General features: G+C 36.2%; 23 protein-coding genes and 1 other RNA gene. 5 read left to right on the forward strand and 19 right to left on the reverse strand.

Going from position 1 to position 26,342, the window contains the following annotated elements; genetic code table 11:
* Positions 1 to 73: 73 nt before the first annotated feature.
* The 4 genes from U9K52_RS10830 to U9K52_RS10845 are packed head-to-tail and all read right to left on the reverse strand — an operon-like array spanning position 74 to position 3,079.
* A complete protein-coding gene (locus tag U9K52_RS10830) occupies positions 74 to 775 on the reverse strand; it encodes a GIN domain-containing protein (RefSeq protein WP_322926462.1) in 702 nt (233 codons plus the stop codon).
* A gap of 6 nt (positions 776 to 781) precedes the next feature.
* On the reverse strand, positions 782 to 1,510 hold the full coding sequence (locus U9K52_RS10835) for a DUF3667 domain-containing protein (protein WP_322926463.1): 729 nt from the start codon (positions 1,508 to 1,510) through the stop codon (positions 782 to 784).
* A 1-nt stretch (position 1,511) separates the two neighbouring features.
* The gene (locus U9K52_RS10840) at positions 1,512 to 2,462 is read right to left on the reverse strand and encodes a glycosyltransferase family 2 protein (RefSeq protein ID WP_248393596.1); all 951 of its coding nucleotides are present in this window, start codon (positions 2,460 to 2,462) and stop codon (positions 1,512 to 1,514) included.
* 17 nt (positions 2,463 to 2,479) lie between these two features.
* The gene (locus U9K52_RS10845) at positions 2,480 to 3,079 is read right to left on the reverse strand and encodes a DUF4199 domain-containing protein (protein WP_322926465.1); all 600 of its coding nucleotides are present in this window, start codon (positions 3,077 to 3,079) and stop codon (positions 2,480 to 2,482) included.
* Positions 3,080 to 3,210: 131 nt separating this feature from the next.
* Here U9K52_RS10845 and ffs point away from each other — a divergent pair.
* An RNA gene (gene ffs / locus U9K52_RS10850) (signal recognition particle sRNA small type) lies at positions 3,211 to 3,308 on the forward strand.
* 92 nt (positions 3,309 to 3,400) lie between these two features.
* Here ffs and U9K52_RS10855 read toward each other — a convergent pair.
* From U9K52_RS10855 to U9K52_RS10870, 4 genes are all read right to left on the reverse strand, one after another.
* On the reverse strand, positions 3,401 to 4,087 hold the full coding sequence (locus tag U9K52_RS10855) for a metal-dependent hydrolase (protein ID WP_322926467.1): 687 nt from the start codon (positions 4,085 to 4,087) through the stop codon (positions 3,401 to 3,403).
* A gap of 83 nt (positions 4,088 to 4,170) precedes the next feature.
* Positions 4,171 to 5,100, reverse strand: coding sequence for a 1,4-dihydroxy-2-naphthoate octaprenyltransferase (gene menA / locus U9K52_RS10860; RefSeq protein WP_322926469.1), 930 nt, complete (start codon positions 5,098 to 5,100; stop codon positions 4,171 to 4,173).
* A 73-nt stretch (positions 5,101 to 5,173) separates the two neighbouring features.
* Entirely contained in the window at positions 5,174 to 6,010 is an 837-nt protein-coding gene (locus tag U9K52_RS10865) for a 1,4-dihydroxy-2-naphthoyl-CoA synthase (protein WP_322926471.1), read from the reverse strand.
* Between the two features lie 167 nt (positions 6,011 to 6,177).
* The gene (locus tag U9K52_RS10870; RefSeq protein WP_322926473.1) at positions 6,178 to 7,326 is read right to left on the reverse strand and encodes a pseudouridine synthase; all 1,149 of its coding nucleotides are present in this window, start codon (positions 7,324 to 7,326) and stop codon (positions 6,178 to 6,180) included.
* A 101-nt stretch (positions 7,327 to 7,427) separates the two neighbouring features.
* Here U9K52_RS10870 and aroB point away from each other — a divergent pair, with 101 nt between their 5' ends.
* Both aroB and U9K52_RS10880 read left to right on the forward strand, forming a co-directional pair.
* Complete coding sequence (gene aroB, locus U9K52_RS10875) at positions 7,428 to 8,480, forward strand: 3-dehydroquinate synthase (RefSeq protein WP_322926474.1); 1,053 nt, start codon at positions 7,428 to 7,430, stop codon at positions 8,478 to 8,480.
* A gap of 254 nt (positions 8,481 to 8,734) precedes the next feature.
* Positions 8,735 to 9,379, forward strand: a complete 645-nt coding sequence (locus tag U9K52_RS10880) for a porin family protein (protein WP_248393602.1) — start codon at positions 8,735 to 8,737, stop codon at positions 9,377 to 9,379.
* A gap of 84 nt (positions 9,380 to 9,463) precedes the next feature.
* Here the strand turns inward: U9K52_RS10880 and purF are convergent, their stop codons facing one another.
* The 5 genes from purF to U9K52_RS10905 all read right to left on the reverse strand — a co-directional run bounded on the left by purF (position 9,464) and on the right by U9K52_RS10905 (position 15,057).
* On the reverse strand, positions 9,464 to 10,963 hold the full coding sequence (purF, locus tag U9K52_RS10885; protein WP_248393603.1) for an amidophosphoribosyltransferase: 1,500 nt from the start codon (positions 10,961 to 10,963) through the stop codon (positions 9,464 to 9,466).
* 103 nt (positions 10,964 to 11,066) lie between these two features.
* Positions 11,067 to 11,786, reverse strand: coding sequence for a phosphoribosylaminoimidazolesuccinocarboxamide synthase (gene purC, locus U9K52_RS10890; protein ID WP_248393604.1), 720 nt, complete (start codon positions 11,784 to 11,786; stop codon positions 11,067 to 11,069).
* 36 nt (positions 11,787 to 11,822) lie between these two features.
* Positions 11,823 to 12,518, reverse strand: coding sequence for a DUF3307 domain-containing protein (locus U9K52_RS10895; RefSeq protein ID WP_248393605.1), 696 nt, complete (start codon positions 12,516 to 12,518; stop codon positions 11,823 to 11,825).
* Positions 12,519 to 12,520: 2 nt separating this feature from the next.
* Positions 12,521 to 13,126 (reverse strand): SatD family protein, encoded by a 606-nt coding sequence (locus tag U9K52_RS10900; protein ID WP_248393606.1) that lies wholly within the window; start codon positions 13,124 to 13,126, stop codon positions 12,521 to 12,523.
* 518 nt (positions 13,127 to 13,644) lie between these two features.
* The gene (locus U9K52_RS10905; protein ID WP_248393607.1) at positions 13,645 to 15,057 is read right to left on the reverse strand and encodes an APC family permease; all 1,413 of its coding nucleotides are present in this window, start codon (positions 15,055 to 15,057) and stop codon (positions 13,645 to 13,647) included.
* A gap of 653 nt (positions 15,058 to 15,710) precedes the next feature.
* On the opposite strand from U9K52_RS10905, the gene U9K52_RS10910 reads away from it, so the two are divergent.
* Positions 15,711 to 16,220 (forward strand): DUF4920 domain-containing protein, encoded by a 510-nt coding sequence (locus U9K52_RS10910; protein ID WP_322926479.1) that lies wholly within the window; start codon positions 15,711 to 15,713, stop codon positions 16,218 to 16,220.
* A 79-nt stretch (positions 16,221 to 16,299) separates the two neighbouring features.
* Here the strand turns inward: U9K52_RS10910 and U9K52_RS10915 are convergent, their stop codons facing one another.
* A complete protein-coding gene (locus U9K52_RS10915; protein ID WP_322926481.1) occupies positions 16,300 to 17,409 on the reverse strand; it encodes a M14 family zinc carboxypeptidase in 1,110 nt (369 codons plus the stop codon).
* Between the two features lie 840 nt (positions 17,410 to 18,249).
* Between U9K52_RS10915 and U9K52_RS10920 the strand changes: the two genes are divergently transcribed.
* A complete protein-coding gene (locus U9K52_RS10920; RefSeq protein WP_322926483.1) occupies positions 18,250 to 18,798 on the forward strand; it encodes a helix-turn-helix transcriptional regulator in 549 nt (182 codons plus the stop codon).
* Between the two features lie 66 nt (positions 18,799 to 18,864).
* Here U9K52_RS10920 and U9K52_RS10925 read toward each other — a convergent pair whose 3' ends face one another.
* From U9K52_RS10925 to U9K52_RS10945, 5 genes are all read right to left on the reverse strand, one after another.
* A complete protein-coding gene (locus U9K52_RS10925; protein ID WP_322926484.1) occupies positions 18,865 to 20,037 on the reverse strand; it encodes a proline dehydrogenase family protein in 1,173 nt (390 codons plus the stop codon).
* A 64-nt stretch (positions 20,038 to 20,101) separates the two neighbouring features.
* The gene (locus U9K52_RS10930; protein WP_248393612.1) at positions 20,102 to 21,031 is read right to left on the reverse strand and encodes a UbiA family prenyltransferase; all 930 of its coding nucleotides are present in this window, start codon (positions 21,029 to 21,031) and stop codon (positions 20,102 to 20,104) included.
* A gap of 10 nt (positions 21,032 to 21,041) precedes the next feature.
* Positions 21,042 to 21,968, reverse strand: coding sequence for a hypothetical protein (locus U9K52_RS10935; RefSeq protein WP_322926486.1), 927 nt, complete (start codon positions 21,966 to 21,968; stop codon positions 21,042 to 21,044).
* A gap of 189 nt (positions 21,969 to 22,157) precedes the next feature.
* On the reverse strand, positions 22,158 to 24,329 hold the full coding sequence (locus tag U9K52_RS10940) for a T9SS type A sorting domain-containing protein (protein ID WP_322926488.1): 2,172 nt from the start codon (positions 24,327 to 24,329) through the stop codon (positions 22,158 to 22,160).
* 156 nt (positions 24,330 to 24,485) lie between these two features.
* A complete protein-coding gene (locus tag U9K52_RS10945) occupies positions 24,486 to 26,021 on the reverse strand; it encodes an MFS transporter (RefSeq protein ID WP_263602991.1) in 1,536 nt (511 codons plus the stop codon).
* Between the last annotated feature and the right edge of the window lie 321 nt (positions 26,022 to 26,342).

Raw genomic sequence — 26,342 nt, forward strand, 5'->3', positions numbered from 1 at the left:
TTTTTTCCATCATATTATTTGTGTGTTTAATCTTCCATCCTCCAGCTTCTCTCTTCCAGCCTTTTCTTATCTATTAATCCAGTTTTTTATTTTCCACTTTTGCGTTTTTATCAATTTTAAATGCACGGATCGGATCGTTATAATATGTAAATTTCGCTGTATTCTGAATCTGACCTTTCAATGAATCTTTCACATTGACTTCAGCATAATTTCCGTTTTTAGATTCGATATTCAGATTTTCAATTTGCCAGTAAGGAGCAATCAGGCTCGCCGTATCAGAGATTTTTATAACAGCATCTTTGGTCTGCCCCAAAAAGTTTGCTCTGCTTCGGTTCTGCATCTCTACTTCTGCTCTCCTTGTGTTTACCGAACCCATAAATGTAGCGTAATTTTTTAAATTAAGCTTAAAATTATCCGTTTTAATTTCACTTGAAATATTCATTTCTACAGAATCTGAAATAGCAATTTTTTCAAGATTGTATTTTGAATAGATGGTAATATTATAAAAATCAACTCCTTTTGTCCCCCGTTTTTCTTTAATCGTTAATGTTTTATCATCAACATCCACATCAAGATTATCAGCAACATTAGGATAGGTTTCAATCTCCACAAAGTTTTTAGTTCCTCTTGCGTAGAATACACGAAACTTTCCTTCCAGATCCAGATTTACAAATTCCGGAACTTCCACATCTTTTCTTTCAATATTTCCTTTTGGAGAAACTTTTCCGCAGGAAATTACCGATAATACTAAGAATATATATACAATACCTTTCATATTCATTTAAAATACTTCATATAAGATTAAACCTATAACCGAACTTTCCAGTACCATTAGAAAATACAATCCCGCTACTCTCCAAGTCAGCTCCCATGTTGTAAATGAATTTTTAAATGCATTCCAATACGTAACAGCAGGAAAAAGAACAGCAATACCGAATAAGGCTCTGTCGATACTATTGAAAATCTTTGAAACCGGTTTCCACAGACTGATAAGACTTACAATATCATCCAACAAAAATAAGGTTAAAATTCCTAAAAGACTAACAGTTCCGATGATAAAATGCTCCGCAATATTCAATTTTATTCTTCTGAAAAGAAAATATGCATTGACTGCAAGCATCGGAATAACAATAAATAAAATAGCTTTTGAATATTTTGACAGGAAATCTTTAACCTCGGAATCTTCGGCAAGAACCTCTGCCGGTGCAAATTTTTCATAATAATGCAATCCCAGTACATTAAAGCTGAAAAGAACCAGTAACAACGGAATAAAATTGTTGTATCTGATTCTTTTTCCTGCAATATAATTCATCGCCGTCTTTCCGGGACTGAATATAATATCTCTTAAAGTATTGAAAAACCGGGCTTCAAAATGCCAGATCGATCCTAAAATATCATTTTTAATAATTGAACGGGGAGTTATTCTTGCCGTGTCGGTTTTCTGTCCGCAATGAGGACAAAACTCATCGGAAACTGAATGACCACAGTTTAAACAACTCTTTTGATTCATCTTAAATCACCTCATCAATATTATAATTTTTATGCTCTCTGTTTGTTCTGATGATCATTTCTCCTAAGAATCCGGCGATAAAAAGCAATGTTCCCATCAGCATCATCGTTAAAGCAATAAAAAACCATGGATTATCAGTAATCAGATGGCCATACATCCCTCTTGCTACATCAATCAGTTTGGAAACACCTAGCCAAAGTGCAGAAAGGAAACCTACAATAAACATTAACGTTCCCACTGCCCCAAAAAAATGCATCGGTCTTCCCCCGAAACGACTTACAAACCAAAGGGTTACCAAATCCAGAAAACCTCTGATAAATCTTTCGGTTCCGAATTTTGAAGTTCCGTAAGGTCTTGCCTGGTGCTGCACTTCTTTTTCCGTAATTCTCCTGAAGCCTGCATTGGCAGCCAAAACAGGAATATAGCGGTGCATATCTCCGTATACATCAATGGTTTTTACCACCTGTTTTTTATAAGCTTTCAACCCGCAATTAAAATCATGAAGATATACTCCCGAAACTTTTCTAGCAGCCGCATTGAACAGTTTTGAAGGAACATTTTTCGTCATTACATTATCAAAACGCTTCTTTTTCCAGCCTGAAACAATATCGTAATTTTCATTGATCACCATTGAGTATAATTCCGGTATTTCCTCAGGAAAGTCCTGAAGATCGGCATCCATGGTAATAATAACATCGCCGTTTGTTCTTTCAAAAGCTGCATGAAGCGCCTGTGATTTTCCGTAGTTTTTAGAAAATTTAATGGCATGGATCTGCGGATTCTGAACTTTGAGATTTTCAATGATGCTCCATGACAAGTCTGTACTTCCGTCATCTACAAACCAGATCTCATACGATAAACTGTTGGATCTGCATACTTTATCAATTCTTGAGAAAAGCTCTTCCAGAGAAGCTTCTTCGTTCAATAACGGAATAACTATAGATAAATTCATTTAATTCTGATAAAAAATTATTCTTTAATTTCTGTTTCCTGGTATATCGTTCTTGTTCTGAAAAATGCTCCGAAAAACAACGACAAAACTACATAAAATATAAGTATTGCTGCAAAATATCCTGAAAAATGACTTGCAGTAAGCATATCTTTACCTTTAACTGCCTCCGGCGTAAAACTTTGAAGCCTTTCTTTGTATTTCTGATCAAGCTCATCAATATCTTTCTGATGTTTCAAAATCTTTCTTGCAGAAGTATATTCTTTATCCAATTCTGATTTTTGTCTGGTGACATATTGATAATTCAGAAGTTTTTTGGCATCGGTATCTACGAAATTCAGAAAAGCATAGATACTGAAAATCGATAAAATCCCACCAATAAACATAGGGATGAAAGCTCTTTTAAAAGCATCTTTGAAGCTCACTGTTTTGTGACTGCTCCAGTATGTTTTTACAGACCAGAACGCAGTCCCTGCATAAATAATGGGTAAAACGAAAGCATTGGCTTTCAATGAAATATCAAAATATTCAACTCCTGAAAAGAAGTAATACACTACGAAAAAAACAATCATCGTAGCTCCAAATAATAAAATTCCTAAGGTGGAAGGGTTTTTCGTCATATCTAAATTTTTAGAAAATTTCTGAAAAATTATTGCTCTAAATCTCAGCAAATTAGCACTGATAAAGTATTTTTGCAGTTAATTTTCTTTAATAACACTTTTAATTTTATAAAATATTCCTATCTTTGCAACGGCAAGTCCTAAACAACCAGCTCCTGAGAATCCTCCAGGGTGGGAACGCAGCAAAGGTAATTGGTCGTAGCGGTGTGATTTAGGTAGCTTGCCATTTTTTATTGATTTAAGTTGAAGAGAGGTAATCTGAAGATTATCTTTTTTTGTTTCCAAAAGTTTCAGCATTTTCAAATTACCTTTCAACATTATTTAAAATTCAAACTTCTCTCCCAATCTTGGTAAGACAAGTTCGACATTTTTATCTGCAAAATGTTTTAACGCACTTTCATGGTTAATTTCAATGGCAGGGAAAGTATCAAAATGGCATCCGATCACTTTCGGTGTTTTCAACAATTCTGCTGCTGCAAAAGCTGCTTTTCTCGGACACATGGTGTAGTGACTTCCAACCGGAAGAATAGAAAGGTCCAAATGGCCGTATAATCTCGGAAAAAGCTCCATATCCGCCATCACACCAGTATCCCCTGCAAGATATAGGTTTTTGCCTTCAGGTAACCTGAAAATGTACCCTACCGGTACCCCTCCGTAGCTTCCGTCAGGAAACGAACTTGTATGATGGGCCGGAACCATGGAAATTTTAAGATCGTCGATTTTTGCCGATCCTCCTAAGTTCACATCATCCGTATTTTTTGCGCTTTTAAAATATCCGCAGATTTCAGGAACTGCTATAATCGTTGCTTCAGGATGATGCTGCAAAACCTCTTCAACGTCTGCAATATGATCCCCGTGCGCATGAGTCAGTAAAATATAATCGATTTTCTGTGCAGAAATATCAAAACCAGATTCTGCTTTTTTGTAATTGTAAAAAGGATCTGATAAAATTGTTTTGTCTTTGTAGGTGAACAAAAAACAGTTTTGTCCCAGATATTGTATTTTCATTTTAATTTATTTTTGAATTGTTATAACTAGAGATGCTTCAACAAGCTCAGCATGACAAGGATAATGCTAAAACCGACTTTTATTTAATGAAAGAAATTAAGCCCTAAAGCTGTAAGAACCGCCATCATAAACGTCATAATTCCTACCTGCTTTAAGAACGGATCAAGTTCCCGCGGGTTTTTAACAGCCATAATCTGTCTTCTGATTTTCATTAACGGAAGCATCAGAATCATCACGATAAAAACATAATAATTCTGAGTCTGGAAAAATCCGTTCACCGCTAAAAACATTAACATTAAAATTAATGGAAGCTGTAACAGGATCATTTCATAAATCATTGCGTTTTTAAACCCTAACCTTAAAGCCAGACTGTTTTTTCCTGATAGTTTATCGCTTTCGATGTCCCTCATATTATTGAGGTTCAGGACCGCCATACTCATCATTCCGATGGCCGTTCCGGGAAGCAGCATATCCCAGCTGAACGATTTTGTAAACAAAAAATAACTTCCGCAAACAGAGACCAGTCCGAAAAAGATAAATACGAAAATATCTCCCAATCCCATGTAACCATAAGGTTTTTTACCAATCGTATATCCAATGGCTGCTAAGATACTTGCAACACCAAGGCCTATAAAAATGTAAAATTCATTCATATAATCCGGGATGAAAGCTATATAAAGCAATCCAACTGTTGCCACAAAAGACAAAATTGAAAGCAGGATCACTGCATTTTTCATCTGTTTCGCCGTTATTCTTCCTGAGGCTACCGCGCGTGCTTCCGCTTCGGTAACTCTTTTAGCATCGGTACCTTTTACCCCGTCGCCGTAATCATTGGCATAGTTTGATAAAACCTGATACAATAAAGTCACTAAAAGTGCGAGTGCAAAAATTCTCCAGTCCCATATTCCGCCTTCACCGTACAATCTCCATCTGGCAATGAAAGCACCCATAATAATTCCGCTTAAAGAGAGCGGCAATGTTCTAAGCCTTGCGGCTTTTATCCAGTCAGTCATAGTTTATAAGTAATGAGTAATTGGTAATAAGTAATGCCGTTATTGCTCATTACTTATTACCAATTGCCTATGTTTAAGATATCCATTGATCTTCCCCGAAATTAGGTTTTCTTTTTTCAAGGAATGCATTTCTCCCTTCTTTCGCTTCTTCCGTCATGTAGGCAAGACGCGTTGCTTCTCCGGCAAAAACCTGCTGACCAACCATTCCGTCGTCGGTAAGGTTCATGGCGAATTTCAGCATTCTGATGGAAGTCGGGGATTTGGCTAAAATTTCCTGTGCCCATTCGTAAGCCGTGCCTTCCAGTTCTGCATGAGGAACCACTTTGTTTACCATTCCCATTTCTAAAGCTTCCTGCGCAGAATAGTTTCTACCTAAAAAGAAAATCTCACGGGCTTTTTTCTGTCCTACCATTTTTGCCAAATATGCAGAACCATAGCCTCCGTCGAAACTGGTAACATCAGCATCCGTTTGTTTGAAAATAGCGTGTTCCTCACTCGCTAATGTTAAATCACAAACTACGTGAAGAGAATGTCCGCCTCCGACAGCCCATCCCGGAACCACTGCAATAACGACTTTCGGCATAAAACGGATCAGTCGCTGAACCTCCAGAATATTCAATCGGTGTCTGCCATCTTCTCCCACATACCCCTGATGACCTCTTGCTTTTTGATCTCCACCGCTGCAGAAAGCCCAGCCACCGTCTTTAGGACTTGGCCCTTCTCCCGAAAGCAGCACAACTCCTATCGAAGGATCTTCATAAGCATCGTAAAAAGCATCATATAATTCCGATGTTGTTTTGGGTCTGAAAGCATTGCGAACTTCCGGTCTGTTGAAAGCGATTCTTGCGACACCATTACTTTTTTTATAGGTGATATCTTCGTATTCTTTGGCGGTTTTCCACTCAATCATTTTTGTAAAAATTTTTCCCAAAGATACGGAATTGCATAGAATTTTAACATTGATTTTCCATGATAATAATTGAAAAATACGGCTTTTTCCTAAAAGTTTATACTGCTGAATCAAGAGCATAAAAAAAGACGCTGATTGAGCGCCTTATATTATTAAATACTTTTTGACTAAAGCATTTTAAGATTATTCACCTCCAGTTCTGTAAGGATTCTCCAGTGACCTCTCTTGATGTTCTTTTTCGTAAGACCTGCAAACATCACTCTGTCCAGCGCTTCCACTTCATATCCTAATCTCTGGAAAATTCTTCTGATAACACGGTTCCAGCCGATATGAATCTCTATCCCGACTTCGTTTTTAGGTTTTCCTTCAATAAAAGAAATCTGATCAACCACTGCTACTCCCTCATCCAGACGAATTCCTTCAGCAATAAGCTTCATATCTTCATGCGTCAGTTTTTTATCTAACGTAACGTGATAGATCTTTTTCGCATCAAAAGACGGGTGCGTAAGCTTTTTGGTCATATGTCCGTCATTCGTTAAAAGAATAACGCCTGTTGTGGAACGATCCAATCTTCCCACAGGAAATAAACGGTACGGCGAAGCATTGGCTACAAGATCCATCACTGTTTTTCTGGCCTTATCATCTTTGGTTGTGGAAATATATCCTTTCGGTTTATTCAGAAGAACATACACCGGTTTTTCAGGAGTAATATTTTGTCCGTCAAAAACAACTTTATCAGTTTTCTGAACCTGATATCCCATTTCATTCACCACTTTTCCATTTACCTCAACAAGTCCTTGTGTAATAAGATCATCCGCTTCTCTTCGGCTGCATATTCCGGAATTGGCAATGTATTTATTCAGACGAATGGTATCTTTGTGAATATCCTTATCAATTTTCGTTAACCGTCTTTTTTGTACAAAAGATTTATTTTTATCCTCCCGGTTTTCTATTCCCGGTCTTTTTCCATATTTCAGGCTGCCTCTTTCGTATTTATCTCTGGTATCAAAATTATTGGGTCTGCTTCCTCCTCTTTTCGGGGCAGATTTACCGAAAGTTTTTTTCCCTTCTCCTGCACTGGTAATAAAGGGTTCCTGTTCAGTTTTTCCGTATTTTTTATCCATTCGAGCCTGGTAACTGGTGTCACCGCTTCTCCTGGAATCTGAATTTCTCTCTCCTGCCTTCGGAAAAGACTTTTTAAAAGGTTTTGATTCTGAAGAATTTCCAGATCTGGAAGCACGAGAATTATCAGAATTTTTCTTGGTTGAAATTCTTGGTCTCTTTGGTCGTTCTGAATTATTATTATCTCTGCTCATTCTAAAAATTTCTGCAAAGATAGTATATTTAATAACGAGTTAAAAATTAAGAATCATAACTTTGCATATCGTGATACAATAACATAAAAGAAAATCTGAAAATGATAACAATATTAAATGATAATTTTTCACAGCTCAACGATTTTTTAAGCACGAGATCATTCAGTAAAATTTTCATCCTGGTTGATGAGAATACGCATGAATATTGCCTTCCTGCCCTTTTAGGGAACCTGGAAACCGACCTGGCATTTGAAATTCTTGAGATAGAGCCGGGCGAAGAAATGAAAAATATTCAGACTGCCAATCAGCTTTGGGAAATTCTTACGGAAATACAGGCAGACCGCAAGGCGCTTGTCATCAATCTTGGAGGCGGTGTGATTACAGATATGGGTGGCTTTGTTGCATCTACCTATAAAAGAGGAGTTCCGTTTATCAATATTCCCACTACTCTTTTATCGATGTGTGATGCTTCCATCGGTGGAAAAACAGGAATTGACCTGATGCATTATAAAAATATGGTGGGAACCTTTACTTTCCCGGAGCAGATTTTCGTTTACCCTAAATTTTTAGACACCCTTCCTTATAAAGAACTGCGAAGCGGTTTCGCGGAAATGCTGAAGCACGGACTTATTGCTGATGAAAAACACTGGGAAAATCTTATCCATCTTTCTAAACTTGACGCGGATGCTGTTATTCCTCACATTGAAACATCAATGGAAATTAAGCAGGACGTTGTTCAGCAGGATTTTCAGGAGAAAAATATCCGTAAGACACTGAATTTCGGGCATACGATAGGACACGCTATAGAAAGTCTTTGCCTCAGCCAGGGAAATCCTGTTCTCCACGGGGAAGCTGTTGCCATGGGAATGATTACCGAAACCCATCTGTCCTTTTCGGAAGGGCTGATCTCCGAAGAAGATTGTACCATTATTATTGAAAATATTCAGAAATATTATCCTTATCTGGATATCAGTGATTTTAAGGATGAAGATATCTTTGAGCTGCTAATCAATGATAAAAAGAATACAGATAATAAAATCAATTTTTCATTAATTTCGGGAATCGGTTCATGCACTTTTGATTATCAGTGCAGCAAAAAAGGGATAGCTTCTTCAATTGAATTTTACAGGAAATTGAATGATGCATCAATGTAATTTATTAAAAAAAATTGCTGTTTTTGACAAAATTGTCAATTTAGATTATTTCTAAACATTTAGTGAAAATATTTTATAACTACCTAATTAACAATAAAATATATAATTACATATTTTCATCAAAATGCCTTTTAATACTGACTTTTATCATGCTTTTATTTTTTGGCAAGCAATTTGAAAGATACTCCCCGTCAAATTAGTTTGACAGTAGTAAAATTTAAAATTAAAAAGTAAATTATCAAAAAATTAAAGTTATGAAAAAGTTAATTTTAGGAATAGCACTTACAGCTGGTTCATTGGCATTTGCCCAGACTACGACTACCACTTCTACTTCATCTGCTTCTCCTGTAGCATTTGGTGTTAAAGCAGGAATGAACGTTTCTTCTTTGACAAATGAATCAGGATTAGATGATCAAGGTTCTAAAATCGGTTTTAACGCTGGTGTTTTTGCTAACATTCCTGTAGCTACATCATTCAGCATCCAGCCGGAGGTTTTATACTCTCAATATGGAGATAAGTATGATCAGACTATTGCAGGAACACGTTATTCAAGTGCAAGACATTTAGACTATATTACTGTTCCGGTAATGTTCCAGTATAATATTATTCCAAATCTTTATTTAGAAGCAGGTCCTGAATTCGGTTTCTTGGTAAATGCTAAGAATAAATTAAAGAATGAAACGGATAACAATACAATTAATGAATCCGGAGACTACAAAGACAGCTTAAATAAATTCAACTTCGGTATCGGTCTTGGTGCAGGATACTATTTCACAGATAATATCGGTATTACAGCGAGATACGTTGCAGGTCTTACTGATATTGCGAAAGACAGACCAAGTAACTCTGATGCAATCAGAAACAATGTATTCCAGGTTGGTTTAGCTTTTAAATTCTAAAACAATTTTGATTTCAATACTAAAAAGGTCAGGTTTCTCGAAACCTGACCTTTTATTTTTTATTATTTATTAAGAAGTTAGTTATTAATTAAATAATTCCACTTCTTCTCCTTTACCTACAGGATATTGTTCTGTAAAACATCCGAAACAGTGATTGGCAGAACCAAGAATTTCTTTCAGGTTTTCAACACTTAAAAATTCAAGTGAATCTACACCCAGATAATCTCTCAGTTCAGCAGTTGTCATATTTGCTGAAATCAGGTCATCTTTTGAAGGGGTATCGATTCCTAAATAACAAGGAGCAATAATTGGCGGAGAAACACTTCTGAAGTGTATTTCCTTCACCCCGGCATCTTTTAAGATCTTAACCAGTCTCTTGGAAGTAGTACCACGAACGATAGAATCATCAATGATCACCACTCTTTTGTCTTTAATTTCAGAGATAATCGGGTTGAGCTTAAGGTTTACCACTCTTTCTCTCATTTCCTGAGTAGGAACGATAAAACTTCTTCCGATATACCTGTTCTTAATTAAAACAGGACGGAAAGGAATCCCTGAAGCTTTAGCAAAACCAATAGCAGCCGGAACTCCGGAATCCGGAACCCCAATAACAACATCTGCTTCTACCGGAGCCTGATGCCAGATCTTCTCTCCTGATTTTTCCCTGATTTCATAGACGTTTATATTTTCTAATGAAGAATCCGGTCTTGCAAAGTAAATATATTCAAATGAACAGATTCTCTGTTTTCCTTTTTCTTCATCAGCCATATAAGAATGAAGTTTTCCGGGCTCGTTTTCATTGGTGTAAACGATTTCTCCCGGTAAAATATCACGAACATACTGAGCGCCTACTGCATCCAATGCCACAGATTCTGATGCAACAACATAGGATTTTTCATCTATTGCTCCCAACACAAGAGGTCTGATCCCGTTGAAATCTCTGAAAGCAAAGAATTTATTTCTTGTCATCCCGACAACAGAATATGCACCTTCGATTTTTTCCATGGTCACTTTAATAGCTCCACGAAGTCCGAGATCAAGGTTTTTCTGAATAAGCCTAAGGATTACCTCAGAATCTGAAGTTGCCCTGAAAACGACACCTTCTGCCTCCAGCTCCGCCTTCAGTTCCTTTGCATTGGTAAGGTTACCGTTATGCGCAATGGAAAGAATAATCTGATCATATTCATTCTTTGCAAAAAAAGGCTGGAAATTATATTTTTTCTTATCTCCTGCAGTCGTGTAGCGGGTATGCCCGATTGCAGAATTTCCCATAAAAGTTTCCGGATCCGGGATTTCTTTATAAACGTCCAAAACCAGTCCCTCATCTTTCATGTTGGTGATTCTCCCGTTCTTCAAAACAGAAATACCACAAGCTTCCTGGCCTCTGTGCTGCAATGCAAAAAGACCGAACTGCGAAAGCGAAAACGTATCGAGGTCATTATCAGAATACATCCCGAAGATCCCGCACTCCTCATTAGGAGCATCCAGTCTTTCTTCTTCCTGCGTCCTGAAAAGATTTCTTCCGTAGGTCTGGGTTTCAAACTGCTTTAAATATTCACTTTTATGAATGTCTAAACTTTTCATTTCTATTTTTTCTAATCTAGATTGTATTAGGTAGATCTTTTAATTAGATGAAAAATTAAATATTATGTTAAATAAAAAACTTACATCTCATTAGTTCCTGGAATTATTTACCCAGAGCTTCTTTCAGCCTGTTGTAGATCTCAACGTATGCTTCGGTAACTTCTCCAAGATCTCTTCTGAATCTGTCTTTATCCAGTTTCTTCATGGTATCCTTGTCCCAAAGTCTGCAAGTATCCGGGGAAATTTCATCTGCTAAAATGATTTCACCATCTGAAGTTTTTCCTAATTCGATTTTAAAATCAACCAGGATAATATTCATTTTGTCGAAAAGATCGATCAGGATATCGTTAATATCTGAAGTGAGCTCATACATTTCGTCAAGTTCTTCATACGTTGCAGCTCCTAAGAAAACTGCGTGGTGATCATTGATAAGCGGATCTCCCAACTCGTCTTTTTTGTAACAGATATCGAAAATAGTAACCGGAGACTTGATTCCTTCTTCTACTCCCAGTCTTTGAGCCATACTTCCTGCAGAATAGTTTCTTACCACCATTTCGAGAGGAATAATAGATACTTTTCTTACGAGCTGCTCTCTTTCGTTCAGTTGTTTTATAAAATGAGTTTTGATTCCTTTTTCATTCAGGTATTCAAAGATAAGCGTAGTGATTGCGTTGTTCATTTCTCCTTTCAGGTCTACAGAACCTCTTTTCTGAGCGTTGAATGCAGTAGCATCGTCTTTGAAACGCACAATTACCTGGTCAGGATTATCGGTAGCAAATACCTGTTTTGCTTTACCTTCGTACAACATTTCTAACTTTTCCATTTTCTAAAATTACTTTTTATTAGATTTATATTATATTTATTTAATTAAAATTCCTGTTAAAACTGCCAGTCCAAAACTTAAAAGCGTTCCGATCAGTACATACTCGGTTAACTTTCTCTGTTTTGCCTGGGCAAGGTCGCTAAATCTGAAAACAGACTTTGCAGCCACCATAAAACCTACCCCTTCCCAATGATTCACTACAATAAAAGTGAAAACTAATAAACGTTCCAAAATCCCAATATATTTCCCTGCACTCGATAAAGATTCGGTTTGTATATTGTTGGTTGTCTCCGGAACTGGCGTCCATGAAGACAATAATATTTTAATAAAAATCGAAGCGGGCGCTGTTAAAAACAAGGCTGCCATTACAATTTTTAACAATTCCTGATTTTGAAGAAATTCAAAATTAAATTCATTAAAATAAAAAGAAACTCCTGCGATCACCAAAACATGGAAAGCCTGATCGATGAAAAACCAGTTCTTCTTATTTTTATAAGTTTGAAAACTGAGTTTACATGCATCAATAATAAAATGCGAAACACCTATCAAAATAGCGACCCACCAAAGCTGTAAATCCCAAAGGAAAATAAAGCTTAAAACCGTGTGAATCAAAACATGAATATACAGATATACGCTTTTCAGTTTTTTGCTCTCTTTGTCTGCAACCCATGAATCCGGCTGAAGAATAAAATCTCCGAGTAAATGCGCCAATATGAGTTTAATAAAAATCATGTTTAGAGTTCCGAAATTTTCTTTCTGAAATATTGATTGGTTTCTACAATTAATTCGTAATTGGCACGCTTCAGTCTCTGGCTTACCGAGGACTGTGAGATGGCAAATTTCTTGGCAAGATCTTCCTGTGTGATTTCTTTATTCATAATCATTTCATGAATAATTTCAGCAGTGGCCATCGTCCAGTTGTCGAAATCTTTTGAAGACCATTTGAGCAGAATATTAAGATCTCTGTCTACAGAGTCGTTGGAAGTTTTAACGGAAACAGTATGTCCGTCGTTTTTAAGATCATTGAGTAATCTCCCTGAATGAACGTAAGCGGTTCCGTTAGATTCCGTGATTTTATCTGAAGAGAAATTTTCTTCGCCAATACCTATGGCAATTCGTACGTCTAAATTTTCCTGACTTTTAATGAGTGATTTTATCGCTAAAAAACGCCAGAATACATCGTCGATATTACATTTGAACTGAAATTCGTCGCCTCTGTAAATTTCCCATGTCTGGGGAGCGCTTCCCCAATTTTCGAGAAGATTTTTAAGTCTGGTAATCCAAACTTCCGTATCCGCCTGTTGTGAATTAATAATATCTCCGGTAATGACCGCTATCATTCTGCAAATATAAGCATAATTACTTATAAATAAAAAATATAAGCCGATTGACTTATAGATATTGCATATTGCTCCATCTGCTTATATCGATTTTATATGGTTGTCTGCTACTTTTATGTCGACTGGTAATGGTACAGACGAATACCCTAGCCTTGATTGCAGCGGCATCCTTTTGGGGTGCGGCCGGAGCCAAGCGGAGGCCGTAACCCAAAAGATACAGCGGAAAGCAAGATTTAGCTCCTGAAAAAATAAATCCTTAACAGCAGAAATTCCAGGCCGTAACTTCCTTTTTAATGCCTGCTTATGATCCGTCAAACTCCTGCGCAGGATTTCACCAACTCTTGCTTAGGAGTTGAGCAACTTGTGCTTAGGTTTTTGTCAACTCCTGCGCATGAGTTGAAAGGCTTGCAAGTAAAATGTTGTTTTTGGATGTTAACTTTACCTATTTATCTCTGAAAACAAGGTTAAAATAACACTTAGTAAAGGATGATTTACTCCATGTCTGGAATCGTGACGGATTACGGCCGCGGATTTTTCCTATTGATAAAATAGTACACCGGAAGTCCAAGCAACACCAAAACGAAGCCAGGCCAGGTGTACTGCTGCTTGTAGATCAGCAGTAAAATGCAGAAGACAGTACCTATTAACAAATAGATAACAGGCGTAACAGGATACAGCCATGTTTTGTAAGGCCTTTCCAGCTCAGGTTTTTTAAATCTCAGATAAATGACCCCGAAAACGGTAATCATGTAGAATAATACAATAACAAAAGAAATCATATCCAGAAGATTTCCGTACTGACCGCTAAGACATAATATCGAAGCCCAGATTCCCTGCATCCATAATGCATTTTCAGGAACTGCATTTTTGTTATTTTTTTCTGCCTGCCTGAAGAACATTCCATCTTTGGCCATGGTCTGAAAAACCCTTGCTCCGGCAAGAATCAACCCGTTGTTGCATCCGAAAGTGGAAACCATAACAAGAACTGCAATAATAACAGTTCCTGCACTTCCGAAAATAAAATGGGAGGCTGCCACCGCTACCCTGTCGTTTTCTGCAAATGCGATGGAATCTCTGTCGAGAGCATTAAGATAAACATAGTTCACGGCAATATATAAGATCATAACCGCTGTTGTTCCGTAGATCATTGATTTAACAACATTTTTCTTAGGATTTTCAATTTCACCCGATACAAACGTTACACTTTCCCAGGCTACGGAACTGAATACAGAACCTACCATCGCTGCGGCAATTCCTCCAAGGAGGGTCATCCCGCCAATGGGTTCCCAGCCTTCTTTTAAGAAATTTCCGAACCGGTCTTTGGTAAGATTGTTAAAAGCATCATATCCGAAGCTGAAATTTTCGGCAAGATGGGATACGTCAACCAGAATAAATCCTGCCGCAATTAATCCCAACAAGGCAATGATTTTTGATCCTGTAAAAATATTCTGCAATAGCTTTCCACTTTCCATGCCTCTTGTATTGATGTAAGTAAGCAAAAGGATAATGGCGATGGCAAGCATCTGAATCCACGTAATTTTAAATTCACCACTCTGGAAAATAGGTGCTGCATCATTAAGAGAAGGAATCAGGTAAGCCGTAAATTTTCCGAATGCCATCGCTACAGCAGCAATCGTTCCTGTTTGGATCACCGTAAAAAGGCCCCATCCGTAAAGGAAACCCATTCTTTTACCGAAGATTTCTTTCAGGTAAGTGTATTGTCCGCCTGCTTTTGGAAATAAAGCCGAAAGTTCGCCGTAGCTTATCGCTGCAGCTACTGTCATGATTCCTGTGATGACCCAAACGATAATCAGCCAGAAGCCTGAACCAAGATTACGCATCATATCTGCGGTTACAATGAAAATTCCGCTTCCGATCATCGACCCCATTACCAACATGATGGCGTCCCAAAGTTTTAGTTTTTTCTGCATAGTGAAGTATAGGCTCCAAATATAAATAAATATAGGATTAGTTTGTTTTAAATTATAACTGAGGTATCTTATTCGTTTTTAACGCAACGGTCGCAAGGATTTTATTGAATAACGGAGCATATTTTCCGGTCGCTAATGCGTTTTGCTTAGCTAATGAAAGAACAGTTTATTGAATGATCAAGAGGCATTTATTGTTTTAATACGAAGGGAGCACTAAGGTTCATTGAATAACAGGGAGCATATTTTTCGGTGCGAAGGCATTCCATTCAGCAAAGGCTTTACGTATAATAATCTGCTATCATTTTGCTGAGTGAAACGCCCTTGCGAACGGATTATGCAGGAGGATTGATTAATTTTCTTTGTGGACGTTGTGCTAAAAATTGGTACTCGTCGGCTTTTAACCCAAGAGACGCGAGGGTTGTGAGTAACCAGGTGGTTATTTTTTAAGCACAAACACATTTCATTCAGCAAATAATAGCAAAGTTCCTTTACTGGTGAGACGCCTTTGCGAACGGACCATAATTGATTAATAGCGTTGCGTTAAAAAGAATTAAGCATAGCGAATTAATTACCGAAAAGCAAACCTGCTTTTTATCAAGTTTACCGTCGTTTTGTCATTCAGATTTTATTACTATTTTTGAAAAAAAATCAATATGAAATTCAAATCATTATTATTTGCAGCAGCAGTAAGTGTTTCAACTTTAGCTTTTGCACAGGAATCAAAAAAATCCGGTCCGCCGGCTGGAAATGCTGTTGTAGGTGATGTCTACGGAGGAGGTGTTGCTTCTAATGCAGAGTCTAAAGCAATTTCCGTAGATAAACTTAGCAAAAAGCTGAAAAAGGATAATAAAAAAGTGGAAAATGTTGTTGTAAAAGGTAAAGTAACAGATGTTTGCGATAAAAAAGGTTGCTGGCTGACGATTCAGACGGAAGACAACTCCCAGTTTTTTGTAAAAATGAAGGATTACGGATTCTTTGTACCTACTGCATTAAAAGGGAAAAATGTAGTGCTTGAAGGTTCTGCCGAAAGAAAAGTAACTTCTGTAGACGAGCAAAAACATTATGCAGAAGATGCTAAAAAACCACAAGCTGAAATAGACGCCATCAAAACACCGAAGGAAGAAATCAGATTTGTAGCGAACGGAATTAAGGTGGTTAATTAATCACGATATCTATCAATTAGTTTATTCTCCAATAACAACATAAAATAATCAGCGGAACCAAAGGTTCCGCTGATTATTTTTAATCTTCAATGAAAAAATTTACTTCCGCATCAAGTTTTGGATATTTGGTCGGACAAATAAACTTTTTGTTTGTACAGTCTATTTCTTTCCATCCTTTCCGTTTTTTAACATCACCTACTTCCATAACAAATGGTATGAAAGAAATTTCATCCCTGCCTTCTTCTTTCAGTTCCCGATACTGAACAGCAATATCCAAAACACATTCATGATCCGTGTTCAGCTTTACATTACGGTAAATAATATCATAATGCGTTTCTTTATTTTCAGGAATTTCCAGATAAGCTTCCCATCCTTCCGTCCCGGAATTCAGTTCGGTCATTGCACTTAATGCATAATAAAGTGCAATGGTATAATATTTCCGGGTTTCTGCTCTTGTATAATCGTCTATAAAATGTCCGCCTTCAAAAAGAATGGTTGGCATTCCGGCTTTGATGAAATTATCTCCCGTAGATGCAGGATAAAACTCATCAGAATATCTTCCGATCTGGTTTGGGATCAGTTCTTTCAGCTTTCCATAAACCGATGCTATAACAGCCATACATTTTTTTCTGTTTTCCGTTATAGTTCGTTCAACATTTTCCGACGGGGCCAGAAATGAAAGAGTAGCAGGATGAATTCCGTCTGTAGTAAAAATCGTTCTCTGCTCATGAAGGTTTAGTGCATAATCATATTTCTTCTTTGCAACAGCCTCTTTCAATAATTTGATTTCCTTGCTGGCTTCATTATGAAAATCCCTGTTCAGGTCAATATCTGAAGCATTAAGCCTGGTCCATCTTTCGGATCCGTCAGGATTAAGCATAAATATAAAATCCAGTTTTATTTTGCTGAACAACTCAGCTTTCAAATCGAGAGCATTATCTAAGGTTGCAAACAGATCAAGCATAGCATGAGTGGCATTCGATTCATTTCCGTGCATCTGGGACCATGCAATAATATTGATATCACCGTTTCCGATTGTCAGCTGATAAACCGGTTTACCCAGATAAGATCTTCCTATCTCATTAATATAATCGCCAAGATTGGTCTGTAGGAAAAAAAATAATTTTTCAGGGAAAATATAGCGATTGGGGAAATTGGGATTTTGTTGATACAGCTTTTCAAAATTCATTGTGTAATAATTTACAAGAGTCAAAATTAACAAAATTTCGTTGATAAATAAAATTAACATTTGTAATATCGTCAAACAGTAAAAATTGCCATTTTGTCTGTGGATAAAATTGTGGATTAACAATAATTCAATTATCGATATTTAAAATTTTAATATTCAGTATTTTATGAATTTTAATTAAATTTAAAATTGAATATTACTTGAAGTGGAAAATGGTATCCTTATCTACATTTGCTTGTAATTCCCTTAAACAAGTTTTGATGTGGAAAAGATTAAATTAACTTGATATACAAATGTAAATTGTTGATAATTTAGATCTTTAATTTGTTTGAAAAGCAAGATTTATGATTGAATTTAATAATGTAACATAATAAACCTAATATTAAAATCCTATTAAATATGCTATTTCAGATACAGCTGATGATTTCCCTGATAATAGTATGTAATAGAAACATGGTTACTGAAATTTGAGCTATAATAAACCTTTTTGCCATTTAATCAGATACATGTAAAGCCCTACTCTATTTTCAGGTATTTTAATCCGCGAAAAGCTTCCTACAACGCATGAATACTAAGATAATTAGTCATATCTAATATAAAAATTAACATTATTGCATTTACTTCATGTATTACTTTAAGTAAAGAAATTTATTTGATCACTTGTGGAAAATATGTTAAATAAAAATGCTTGCATTTAATAAATATAAATATAAGATTCTATTAATCAGTATATTAATTATTTACATCTGTATATTAAAAATCACGTTACTAATTTACTTTTGTATTTGTCAATTGTAAATTTTATTTTTACATTTGTAAAAAGATTGATAAACCAATTTTATGAGCTTAAATGAAAGAATTTCTAAGGTTATTGAATATTCCGGGTTAACTCCCTCTGAGTTCGCAGATGAAATCGATGTACAACGTTCTTCTATTTCGCATGTTACTTCAGGCCGGAATAAACCTTCTTTAGAATTTATCATCAAAATAAAATCCCGCTTTCCTGAAATCCTCTGGGACTGGCTCGTAACGGGTGAAGGGCAAATGCTGAAATCTGAATTACCGGAAATTACCAAAACTGAAGTTGAAAGTTCAGATAATAGTGAAGAAGAAAAATCTAAGCCGACTTCTCTCCCGGATCTTTTTACGATGATGAATGACGATGAAGATTTTGGTGCTGAAGAAAATGAAATGGAGGCTCCGAAACAAACGCCTGCAGAATCCTTTATACCGAGCCAAAGTCAAGCGAGAGAAAAAATAACCGATTCTCAGCGATTAGAAAATTACATTCCAATAAATACCATTCAATCAGCTGACAATAAAGGTGTTGCGATAAAGCGTATTGTTATCTTTTATGAAAATGGAAAATTTGAAAGTTTTGAGCCTTAAGAATGAAAATACTGATCATAAAAAAAGCCTTACAAATTGTAAGGCTTCTATATTTTATCTGAATAATTATCTGCTGTTCTTTCTTCTTTCCAGTTCTTTTTTGATAAGACCGAGTTCCCTTCCGGTTTGTCCGGCAACAGAAGTATTCTCCTGTGCTCTTCTCGTAAGATATGGTACAACATCTTTCACCGGTCCATATGGAAGATATTTCGCAACATTATAGCCTTTATCTGAAAGATAGAAAGTAATGTTATCACTCATTCCGTAAAGCTGTCCGAAATGGACATGGTTATTCCCGTTTTCAAGGTTTTTTGCTTTCATTTTATCCATTACCAGCTCTGAAGAGATTTCATTATGGGTTCCAAAGAAAGCTGAAACTTTATCAAGGTGGTTCATTACAAAATCAATTCCGGCATTATAATTTTTATCTGATGACTCTTTTGTTGGCTGGATCGGATCCGGATATCCTTTTTCTGCAGCTCTTGCCCTTTCCTTTTCCATATAGGCACCACGAACAATCTTATAACCGATAAAATAGCCTTTCTCCCTTGCTCTCTCTACATGCTCCTCCATATATTCAAGCCTTCCGGTACGGTACATCTGAATGGTATTCCATACAATAGGTTTTTCCTGGTTATATTTTTCCATCATGTCTTCACAAAGCTTGTCGGCAGCATCCTGCATCCATGTTTCTTCTGCATCTACCATTACTTTCTTATCATTTTCGTGACACAGGTTACACACTTCATCAAATCTTTTCACCACTCTTTCCCATTCTTCTTTCTGGCTTGAAGTAAGTTCATTATTTTTTCCAACCGATTCATATAAATCAATTCTTCCAAAAGCGGTAGGCTTAAAGACAATAAAAGGAATTGCCGGGTTTCCCACAGAAAATCTTACGATGTCTTTAATCTCTTTGCAAACGGCATCAAAAGTTTCTTCATCTTCTTTACCCTCAATAGAATAATCGAAAATACTGCCTACTCCTCTTTTGAAAAGCTGTTTTACCACTTTCATACTCTCTTCACGGGTTTCACCACCGCAAAACTGTTCAAATAAAGTATTTTTGACAATTCTGGTAACGAAAGGGAAATTATTATGTACGGTAAAATTAAGCAAAGAAGTTCCTACTTTTGTGAGTGAAGGCTGCTCAATCATCTTGAACATCCAATACGCTTTTCTTAACTGTGCATCAGATTTATCCGCAAATGCGATTTTAGTATCGTTGAAAATGGGCATTACTTATATAGATTTATAGTTCCACAAAGGTAAGGATAAGGAAAGGTTTTTTAAAGAAATTTTTCTACAATTTACCTTCCAGTCCGCTAAGCAGCATTGCTATAATTCCGGCAAAAACCCAGAATCTTAAAATATTAATGGTGAAAAATTTATTCTGTCTTGAACTATTGATAATAAGATAAATACATAGAATAAAAACAAATAATCCCACTGCGAAATAATAAGCCATAAATCCGGCAATTCCCGTTTTCAGAATCAGCTTCATAGAAACTGCTATTGTTACGATAAGCAAAGAGACGATAATTCCATTTACAGTTTTAATATCAAAATAAGTAGGGATCGTGGTGTACCCGAATGTTTCATCTACTCTTTTTGTCAATGTATCTTTCACAATGTCAATACATAATAAAATCAGGAAAAGAAACACAGCCATTAAAAGAACTTTCTTTGAAAAAGTCTGATAATAAACCATCATGCCGAAAAAAGGATACAGCGTAAGACTTACAAAAGTAAGGTTATTGAGAATTAAAATCCGGCTCAGTTTATGGCTGTAAAACCACATAAAAAACTGATAAACAATAAAAAAAATAAATACATTGTGGGAGATCATCCATGCAACCCCAAGAGAAATCAAACTTAAAATAAGATATGCATACAAAAAATATTTCTGCTTTATAAAACTCTGAATTCTTGTTCTGAAAGGCTTTACAAGATGATCCTTTTCAAAATCATAAAACTGGTTGATAATGCCTCCTGCCAGAATTGTAAGTACGGTACAGAAAATAATACCGTGAACTTTAAAATCAAAGACGAATTTTCTGAAACTTTCATCCTGGTTAAAGAGAAAAAAAGTAGAAACATAAAGAGCTAAAGTAAGGAGTGCTGCAACAAAAAAGCGAGCTCCCAAAAGAAAGCCCACAAATTGTGAAAATCTGTAAATAATAGATTTTTTGACGTATTTTTTTTCCTGGAAATTTTCTTTTTCAGAATTCATTTCCAACTGTTTAGAATCTATAAATCACTTCTTTATTAAAACCGTCAAGCATTTTTTCCGCTTTTTCGTAATCTTTGGTAAAACCTAAAATATAACCACCACCACCGCTTCCGCAGAGCTTTAAATAATAGGCATTAGAATCAAGGCCTTTTTTCCACACATTAAATAAACTTTCAGGAATCATTGGTCTGAAATGTTCATATGCCCAATGAGAAAGTTTTTTCAGATTTCTGAAAAAAGGATTCATGTCTTTTTTCAGAAAAGCATCAATACAGGCGTTGTTATAACGTATAAATTCTTCTTTAAGTGTTTTCCTGAAACCTTCTGTTTTCATTTTTTCAAAGAAAATCTGAACCATTGGTCCTGTCTCGCCGGTCATACCGGAGTCGATCAGAAAAATAGCGCCTTTTCCGGCTTCACTTGCAGGAATTGCCACTTTGTCAACACTTTCTTTGCTTTCGATCAGGATCGGAAGGTTCATATAACAAATCAAAGGATCAATTCCGGAACTTTTGCCGTGAAAATAGCTTTCCATTAATCCAAAAACATGGCGAAGACTTTTTAATTCATCTTTGGAAATATTTTCAGGTTCGTGCTTTGATATGGAATAGCGTTCAAAAATAGCGGCTACCAATGCACCGGAACTTCCTACACCATATCCCTGAGGAATATTACTGTCAAAAAATAATCCTGAAGAAATTTCTTCTTTAAATCTTAAAACATTAAGCTCAAAAGTTTCGGGAAGGTTCAGATCTTCAAGATATTGGGCATATTTTTTTAAATGTTCATTAGACTTTTTTTCGAATTCGGAATCTAATGATGAGAACTTGAGGGTACCTTTATAGAAGCTATAAGGTAATGTCAAACCTTGGGAATCTTCTATGATTCCATATTCTCCGAACAAAAGAATTTTTGCGTAAAATAATGGGTTTGTCATTTAATTTAATAAATTTTTTGCAAATGTAAAATTATTCTCCTGAATACAAGCAAAACTTAAGCCGAATATTGATAGTTTTTAACATTCATTATTACAATTAATTTTAAAATATCAAAAATCATCTTAGTTTTTTATTAAAGTTAATAAAAAAAGCCTGAATAATCAGGCTTATATTGTAAAATATTTAAATTATTGTTTTATTAATTTTTTAGTGACTTTTTGTTTTTCCGTTTCAACGGTTACCACATAATTTCCGGTCTGCATTGAGGAAATATTGACATCCATCCTGCTTCCTTTTAATGAAGATTCTGATTTTACCAGTCGTCCGGCTTCGTCGAAAATTTTAAATGATTTTAAAGCTTCTTTAGAAGAAATGGTTATAATATTTCTTGCAGGATTAGGGTAAATACTTACGCTGTTGTCTTTGGTATTGACATCTTCAACAGCCAGCACGGAACATGAGAAATTTGCTTTCCAGCCGATATCATTCACTTCAACATCAGAAACAAATCTTACCGTAATAGCTCCGGAAGGATGTGTAGAAGTAAATGTTCCCGGTAAAGTTGTTCCCGTTAAGGCATTTCCATTGGCAAACAATGGTGAACTTGTAGAAGGCCCGTTGTAGATATACATAAAATCATAATCCTGTTCCAGTGCGAATTCTGTAAAAGTCATAGAAAGTGCTCCGGAAGACGGATAAAATGTCTTTACAACAGTTTGGTTGTCACCATAATTTGCGGTCGTTCCGCCCGTATCTGTGAAAATCGCTCCATTACACCAGTTGCCATCGGTCATAAATAATTGCGTTCTCTGGTATGCAGCGGAACAGTCTGTTCCTACGGATAACAAATAATAGGTTGCAGGCTGAAGATTTGAAAAACTTAAGGACTGGGTTGTACTATTTCCGCTGGCAACAGCAGTTCCGTCAAATTTTGTAAGTCTGTATTTCCATGAAGCCGATGTAGCATCATTAAAAGTTGCACTTGCTGAAGTCTGTGTAATATTTGAAACGGACAATCCTGAGATTGTAGTGCTGCAGGCCGTTGTACAATCCATTCCCAAACATGATTTCGAGTCTACGGTACTCCTGATCAGTGCACCAGGCTGAGGACCGAAGCCGTTGGCAAAATTAATTCCCACTCCCGAAACCAAATGACAGTAACTCATAATGGTACCCTTAACACTTGGCGCAGGAATCGGGCCTGTAGGGCATGTTCCTTCAGGATATCCGGCTACTGTTCCGCATCCGTCAATTGCCGTGGAATTTCCGTTCCATGCACAGGCATGGGTATGAGGAGAACCTAAACTATGGCCCATTTCATGAGTCATTGCTTCGATTGTCCATGAATAAACAGGAACGTTGCTATACGTTTGAGCGGCTCCTGAATATGCGTGTCTGCTTGTTGTACAAAGTGAATTTACATATGCCACACTTGTTGTAGAAGGCTGATTTACCAAATGCGCAAGATCACCGTTGAAAGATTGTCTGTTTGCCCTGAAACTTGCGAGATTAGCGTTCGGATTACCTGTATAAGGGTCTGCTGTAGTCCAGACAAAAACTTCATTCAGTGCAATTTTTATATCGTCGTTGTTGTAAAGTGTGGCAATATTGTTATGAATGGCAGTAAGCCAGTTTGTTGTAGTGGTAACATTAGAACCATTGTTTACATAAGGGATATAACATATCTCATAATATATCCTTACGCAGTTTTGCGTCATAACCTTTCCTGCATTTTTTTGTGCATTCGGATCAAAGGATATTTTCTGATTTTGATTTTCCGCCAATTCATCCACGCCGCATACGAACGGATTGATTCCTGTAAGCTTTGAATCTGAATAACTTACAAAGTCTGAAGAATTTTTTGCTTTTCCCACAACAATATTTCCCAATTCAGGAGTAGAGGCAACCCCCACAATATCGGCATCAAAAAAGCTGAATGCAACCACAGACTGGTTATCTCCCTTTACAATTCCCTGATAATAAACTCCGGGAGTATAATCTACTATTTCCCCTTTGCTGGTAGTAACCTTGAAGTCTTTAGTGAAAATTTCATTTTTGTAAAGTTCCATGGTGATTTGTTTTCCATCGAAGGGAAAAGATACTTCAAGGAATTCCGGTTTGTCGTGAACAAGCTTTTTAAGTTGTCTGCTATCTACATTCAGAACAGAAATATCTGTAGCTGCCCTTTTATATTCAGTAAGTTTTTCCGAACTGTTATTTAAGGTAAAAAGATCATATTTTTCAAAAGTTTTCTTTTGAAACCGGTATTCTGAAATTTTCGCTGCAACAGGGCGAAGACTCTGAGAAAAACCCAATACCGCACATTGTAAAATGCAGATCGTGAGTAGCTTTTTTATCATTATTTTTAATAGATTTAACAATTTGCAAATAAACGAAAAAAAACATAAAATTAATGTTAATATGATATGTATTATATAATAATCCCTTAATTAACACAAATTTCCATGCATAAAAAAAAGACGCTTACAACAGCGTCTTTTTTATTTTATTTGTTTTTAATCGTTTTTAGGAGTAGTGAGTTTCAAAAACCTTATAAGAATTAATCCTACAAAGAAGAAGATTGCCATTGAAAATGCTGCAAACCTCATCCCGGAGGCAGATGGAAGCATAACATCAATTTTAGCAAAAATAGACCGTAGAGCATCGTACTTATCAATAAATAATGCAAAAACAAAAGTTCCTACAATAATGGCAATTTTTTCCAGTACATCATAAAAGCTGAAAAATGTAGTGTTTTCCATTGAATTTTCCGGCAAAAGCTTGGAATAAGTGGATCTTGACATTGCCTGAAGACCTCCCATTACAAGCCCGACAACCGCTGCAACACCATAGAACTGGTATTCAACCGTAGGATTTTCTTTATTAAGGAAGTATGCCCAGATACAGGCCACAATCCACAATACTACGGCGATGGATATTACATTTTTATTTCCGATTTTTCTTGATAATCTTGAGAATATAACTGCACCTATGATGGCTTCAATCTGGATAATGAGAAGGGTTCCTATAAGCTTATCCTGAGGAAGATTTATTTCACTTTTCCCGAACAGGGTCGCCATTAGGAAAATAGTCTGCATCCCTACACTGTAGAAAAAGAAACTGGAGAGGAAAAATTTAAGGTTTCTGTGTTTAAACAGCTCCTTTCCGACTTTAAATAATTCATTGAAACTTTCTCTGGCAATATCTTTATAGAAGCACAGGTTATCTTTCAATACTTCAAAAAAACCGCCCTGTTCTTCGTGTTTTTTAAAGATGTTTTTATAATTTAATAATACAAGATCTTTCGGAAGCTTTTCTTTAACATCACCGAACTGAGGCAGATGCTTAAAGGTATATTGTGAAAAACCAAACCACCAGGCGCCTGTCAGCAGGAAGCTTACCCTTGTGAACAAAAGTTGTTTTGCAGGGTCTCCCTTGGCTACAACCTGTATTAATAATAGACAAATAATTACCAAGACAACCGAACCGATATAGCCGTAAACATACCCTTTTGCGGAAAGTGCATCCTGTTTGTCCCTTGTAGCGATATCCGGAAGGAACGAATTATAAAATACAAGACTGCCCCAAAATCCGACACTTGCCGTAATACTGAACAGAAGCCCAAGGAAGACATTGTGCATACCGGTAAACATGGCCAATCCCATACAAGAAGTGGCCCCCAGATAACAGAAAAACTGCAGAAAGGATTTTTTATTCCCGATAGTATCTGCTAATGATGAGAGAAACGGAGACAACAATACCACGATAAAGAAAGAAATCGTTAACGAATATCCGTACACGGCATCCGGCTGGTATTCTTTTCCAAAAATGGTAATCATGTGTCTTACCGGAACATCAATCCAGGACTTTGTTTCTTCCACATATTCTTTCTTTTCGTACGCTGTAGTAAGAATGGAATAATAAATGGGGAAAATGGTAGAAGTAATAACGAGAGAGTATACTGAATTGGCCCAGTCATAGACTGCCCAGGCTTTCATAATCTTCGGGTTATTCTTTATGTTTTGAGTTTCGTGGTTCTCAATTTCAGACATTTCAAATAATATTAGTAGCACAAAAATAGGAAAAGGATCGAATATTCGTAAGTTTTTATTTTGTTTGGGAGAAATTTTATTATTGGCTTAAAATTAAATTGTTTTCATACTTGTTTATTATCACTGTGAAAAGTATTTTATCGCAAGAATAAATAAAGAAGATCTTAATTATTTTGAATGTTTTAAAGATAACAATGACACTTCGTTTAGTGAAGTAATACCAAATCTGTATTTTTGAATATGGTCAAAGATTGAATAACTGTCAAAACCTAGCCCTGATCGAACGGCATGTCTGAGCTCTTTTCCGGTTTTAGTTTTTGG

It is taken from the genome of Chryseobacterium sp. MHB01 (genome assembly GCF_034651565.1).
Classification (GTDB): domain Bacteria; phylum Bacteroidota; class Bacteroidia; order Flavobacteriales; family Weeksellaceae; genus Chryseobacterium; species Chryseobacterium nepalense.

Bases quoted from the DNA above. Each gene is read 5' to 3' on its own strand.
- menA (WP_322926469.1), bottom strand. From the start codon at position 5,100: ATGACTGACTGGATAAAAGCCGCAAGGCTTAGAACATTGCCGCTCTCT.
- U9K52_RS10855 (WP_322926467.1), bottom strand. From the start codon at position 4,087: ATGAAAATACAATATCTGGGACAAAACTGTTTTTTGTTCACCTACAAA.
- purF (WP_248393603.1), bottom strand. From the start codon at position 10,963: ATGAAAAGTTTAGACATTCATAAAAGTGAATATTTAAAGCAGTTTGAA.
- U9K52_RS10940 (WP_322926488.1), bottom strand. From the start codon at position 24,329: ATGATAAAAAAGCTACTCACGATCTGCATTTTACAATGTGCGGTATTG.
- U9K52_RS10915 (WP_322926481.1), bottom strand. From the start codon at position 17,409: ATGAATTTTGAAAAGCTGTATCAACAAAATCCCAATTTCCCCAATCGC.
- U9K52_RS10835 (WP_322926463.1), bottom strand. From the start codon at position 1,510: ATGAATCAAAAGAGTTGTTTAAACTGTGGTCATTCAGTTTCCGATGAG.
- U9K52_RS10930 (WP_248393612.1), bottom strand. From the start codon at position 21,031: ATGAATTCTGAAAAAGAAAATTTCCAGGAAAAAAAATACGTCAAAAAA.
- U9K52_RS10845 (WP_322926465.1), bottom strand. From the start codon at position 3,079: ATGACGAAAAACCCTTCCACCTTAGGAATTTTATTATTTGGAGCTACG.
- purC (WP_248393604.1), bottom strand. From the start codon at position 11,786: ATGGAAAAGTTAGAAATGTTGTACGAAGGTAAAGCAAAACAGGTATTT.
- U9K52_RS10900 (WP_248393606.1), bottom strand. From the start codon at position 13,126: ATGATAGCGGTCATTACCGGAGATATTATTAATTCACAACAGGCGGAT.
- U9K52_RS10895 (WP_248393605.1), bottom strand. From the start codon at position 12,518: ATGATTTTTATTAAACTCATATTGGCGCATTTACTCGGAGATTTTATT.
- aroB (WP_322926474.1), top strand. From the start codon at position 7,428: ATGATAACAATATTAAATGATAATTTTTCACAGCTCAACGATTTTTTA.
- U9K52_RS10945 (WP_263602991.1), bottom strand. From the start codon at position 26,021: ATGTCTGAAATTGAGAACCACGAAACTCAAAACATAAAGAATAACCCG.
- U9K52_RS10925 (WP_322926484.1), bottom strand. From the start codon at position 20,037: ATGCCCATTTTCAACGATACTAAAATCGCATTTGCGGATAAATCTGAT.
- U9K52_RS10840 (WP_248393596.1), bottom strand. From the start codon at position 2,462: ATGAATTTATCTATAGTTATTCCGTTATTGAACGAAGAAGCTTCTCTG.
- U9K52_RS10870 (WP_322926473.1), bottom strand. From the start codon at position 7,326: ATGAGCAGAGATAATAATAATTCAGAACGACCAAAGAGACCAAGAATT.
- U9K52_RS10935 (WP_322926486.1), bottom strand. From the start codon at position 21,968: ATGACAAACCCATTATTTTACGCAAAAATTCTTTTGTTCGGAGAATAT.
- U9K52_RS10920 (WP_322926483.1), top strand. From the start codon at position 18,250: ATGAGCTTAAATGAAAGAATTTCTAAGGTTATTGAATATTCCGGGTTA.
- U9K52_RS10865 (WP_322926471.1), bottom strand. From the start codon at position 6,010: ATGATTGAGTGGAAAACCGCCAAAGAATACGAAGATATCACCTATAAA.
- U9K52_RS10910 (WP_322926479.1), top strand. From the start codon at position 15,711: ATGAAATTCAAATCATTATTATTTGCAGCAGCAGTAAGTGTTTCAACT.
- U9K52_RS10830 (WP_322926462.1), bottom strand. From the start codon at position 775: ATGAAAGGTATTGTATATATATTCTTAGTATTATCGGTAATTTCCTGC.
- U9K52_RS10880 (WP_248393602.1), top strand. From the start codon at position 8,735: ATGAAAAAGTTAATTTTAGGAATAGCACTTACAGCTGGTTCATTGGCA.
- U9K52_RS10905 (WP_248393607.1), bottom strand. From the start codon at position 15,057: ATGCAGAAAAAACTAAAACTTTGGGACGCCATCATGTTGGTAATGGGG.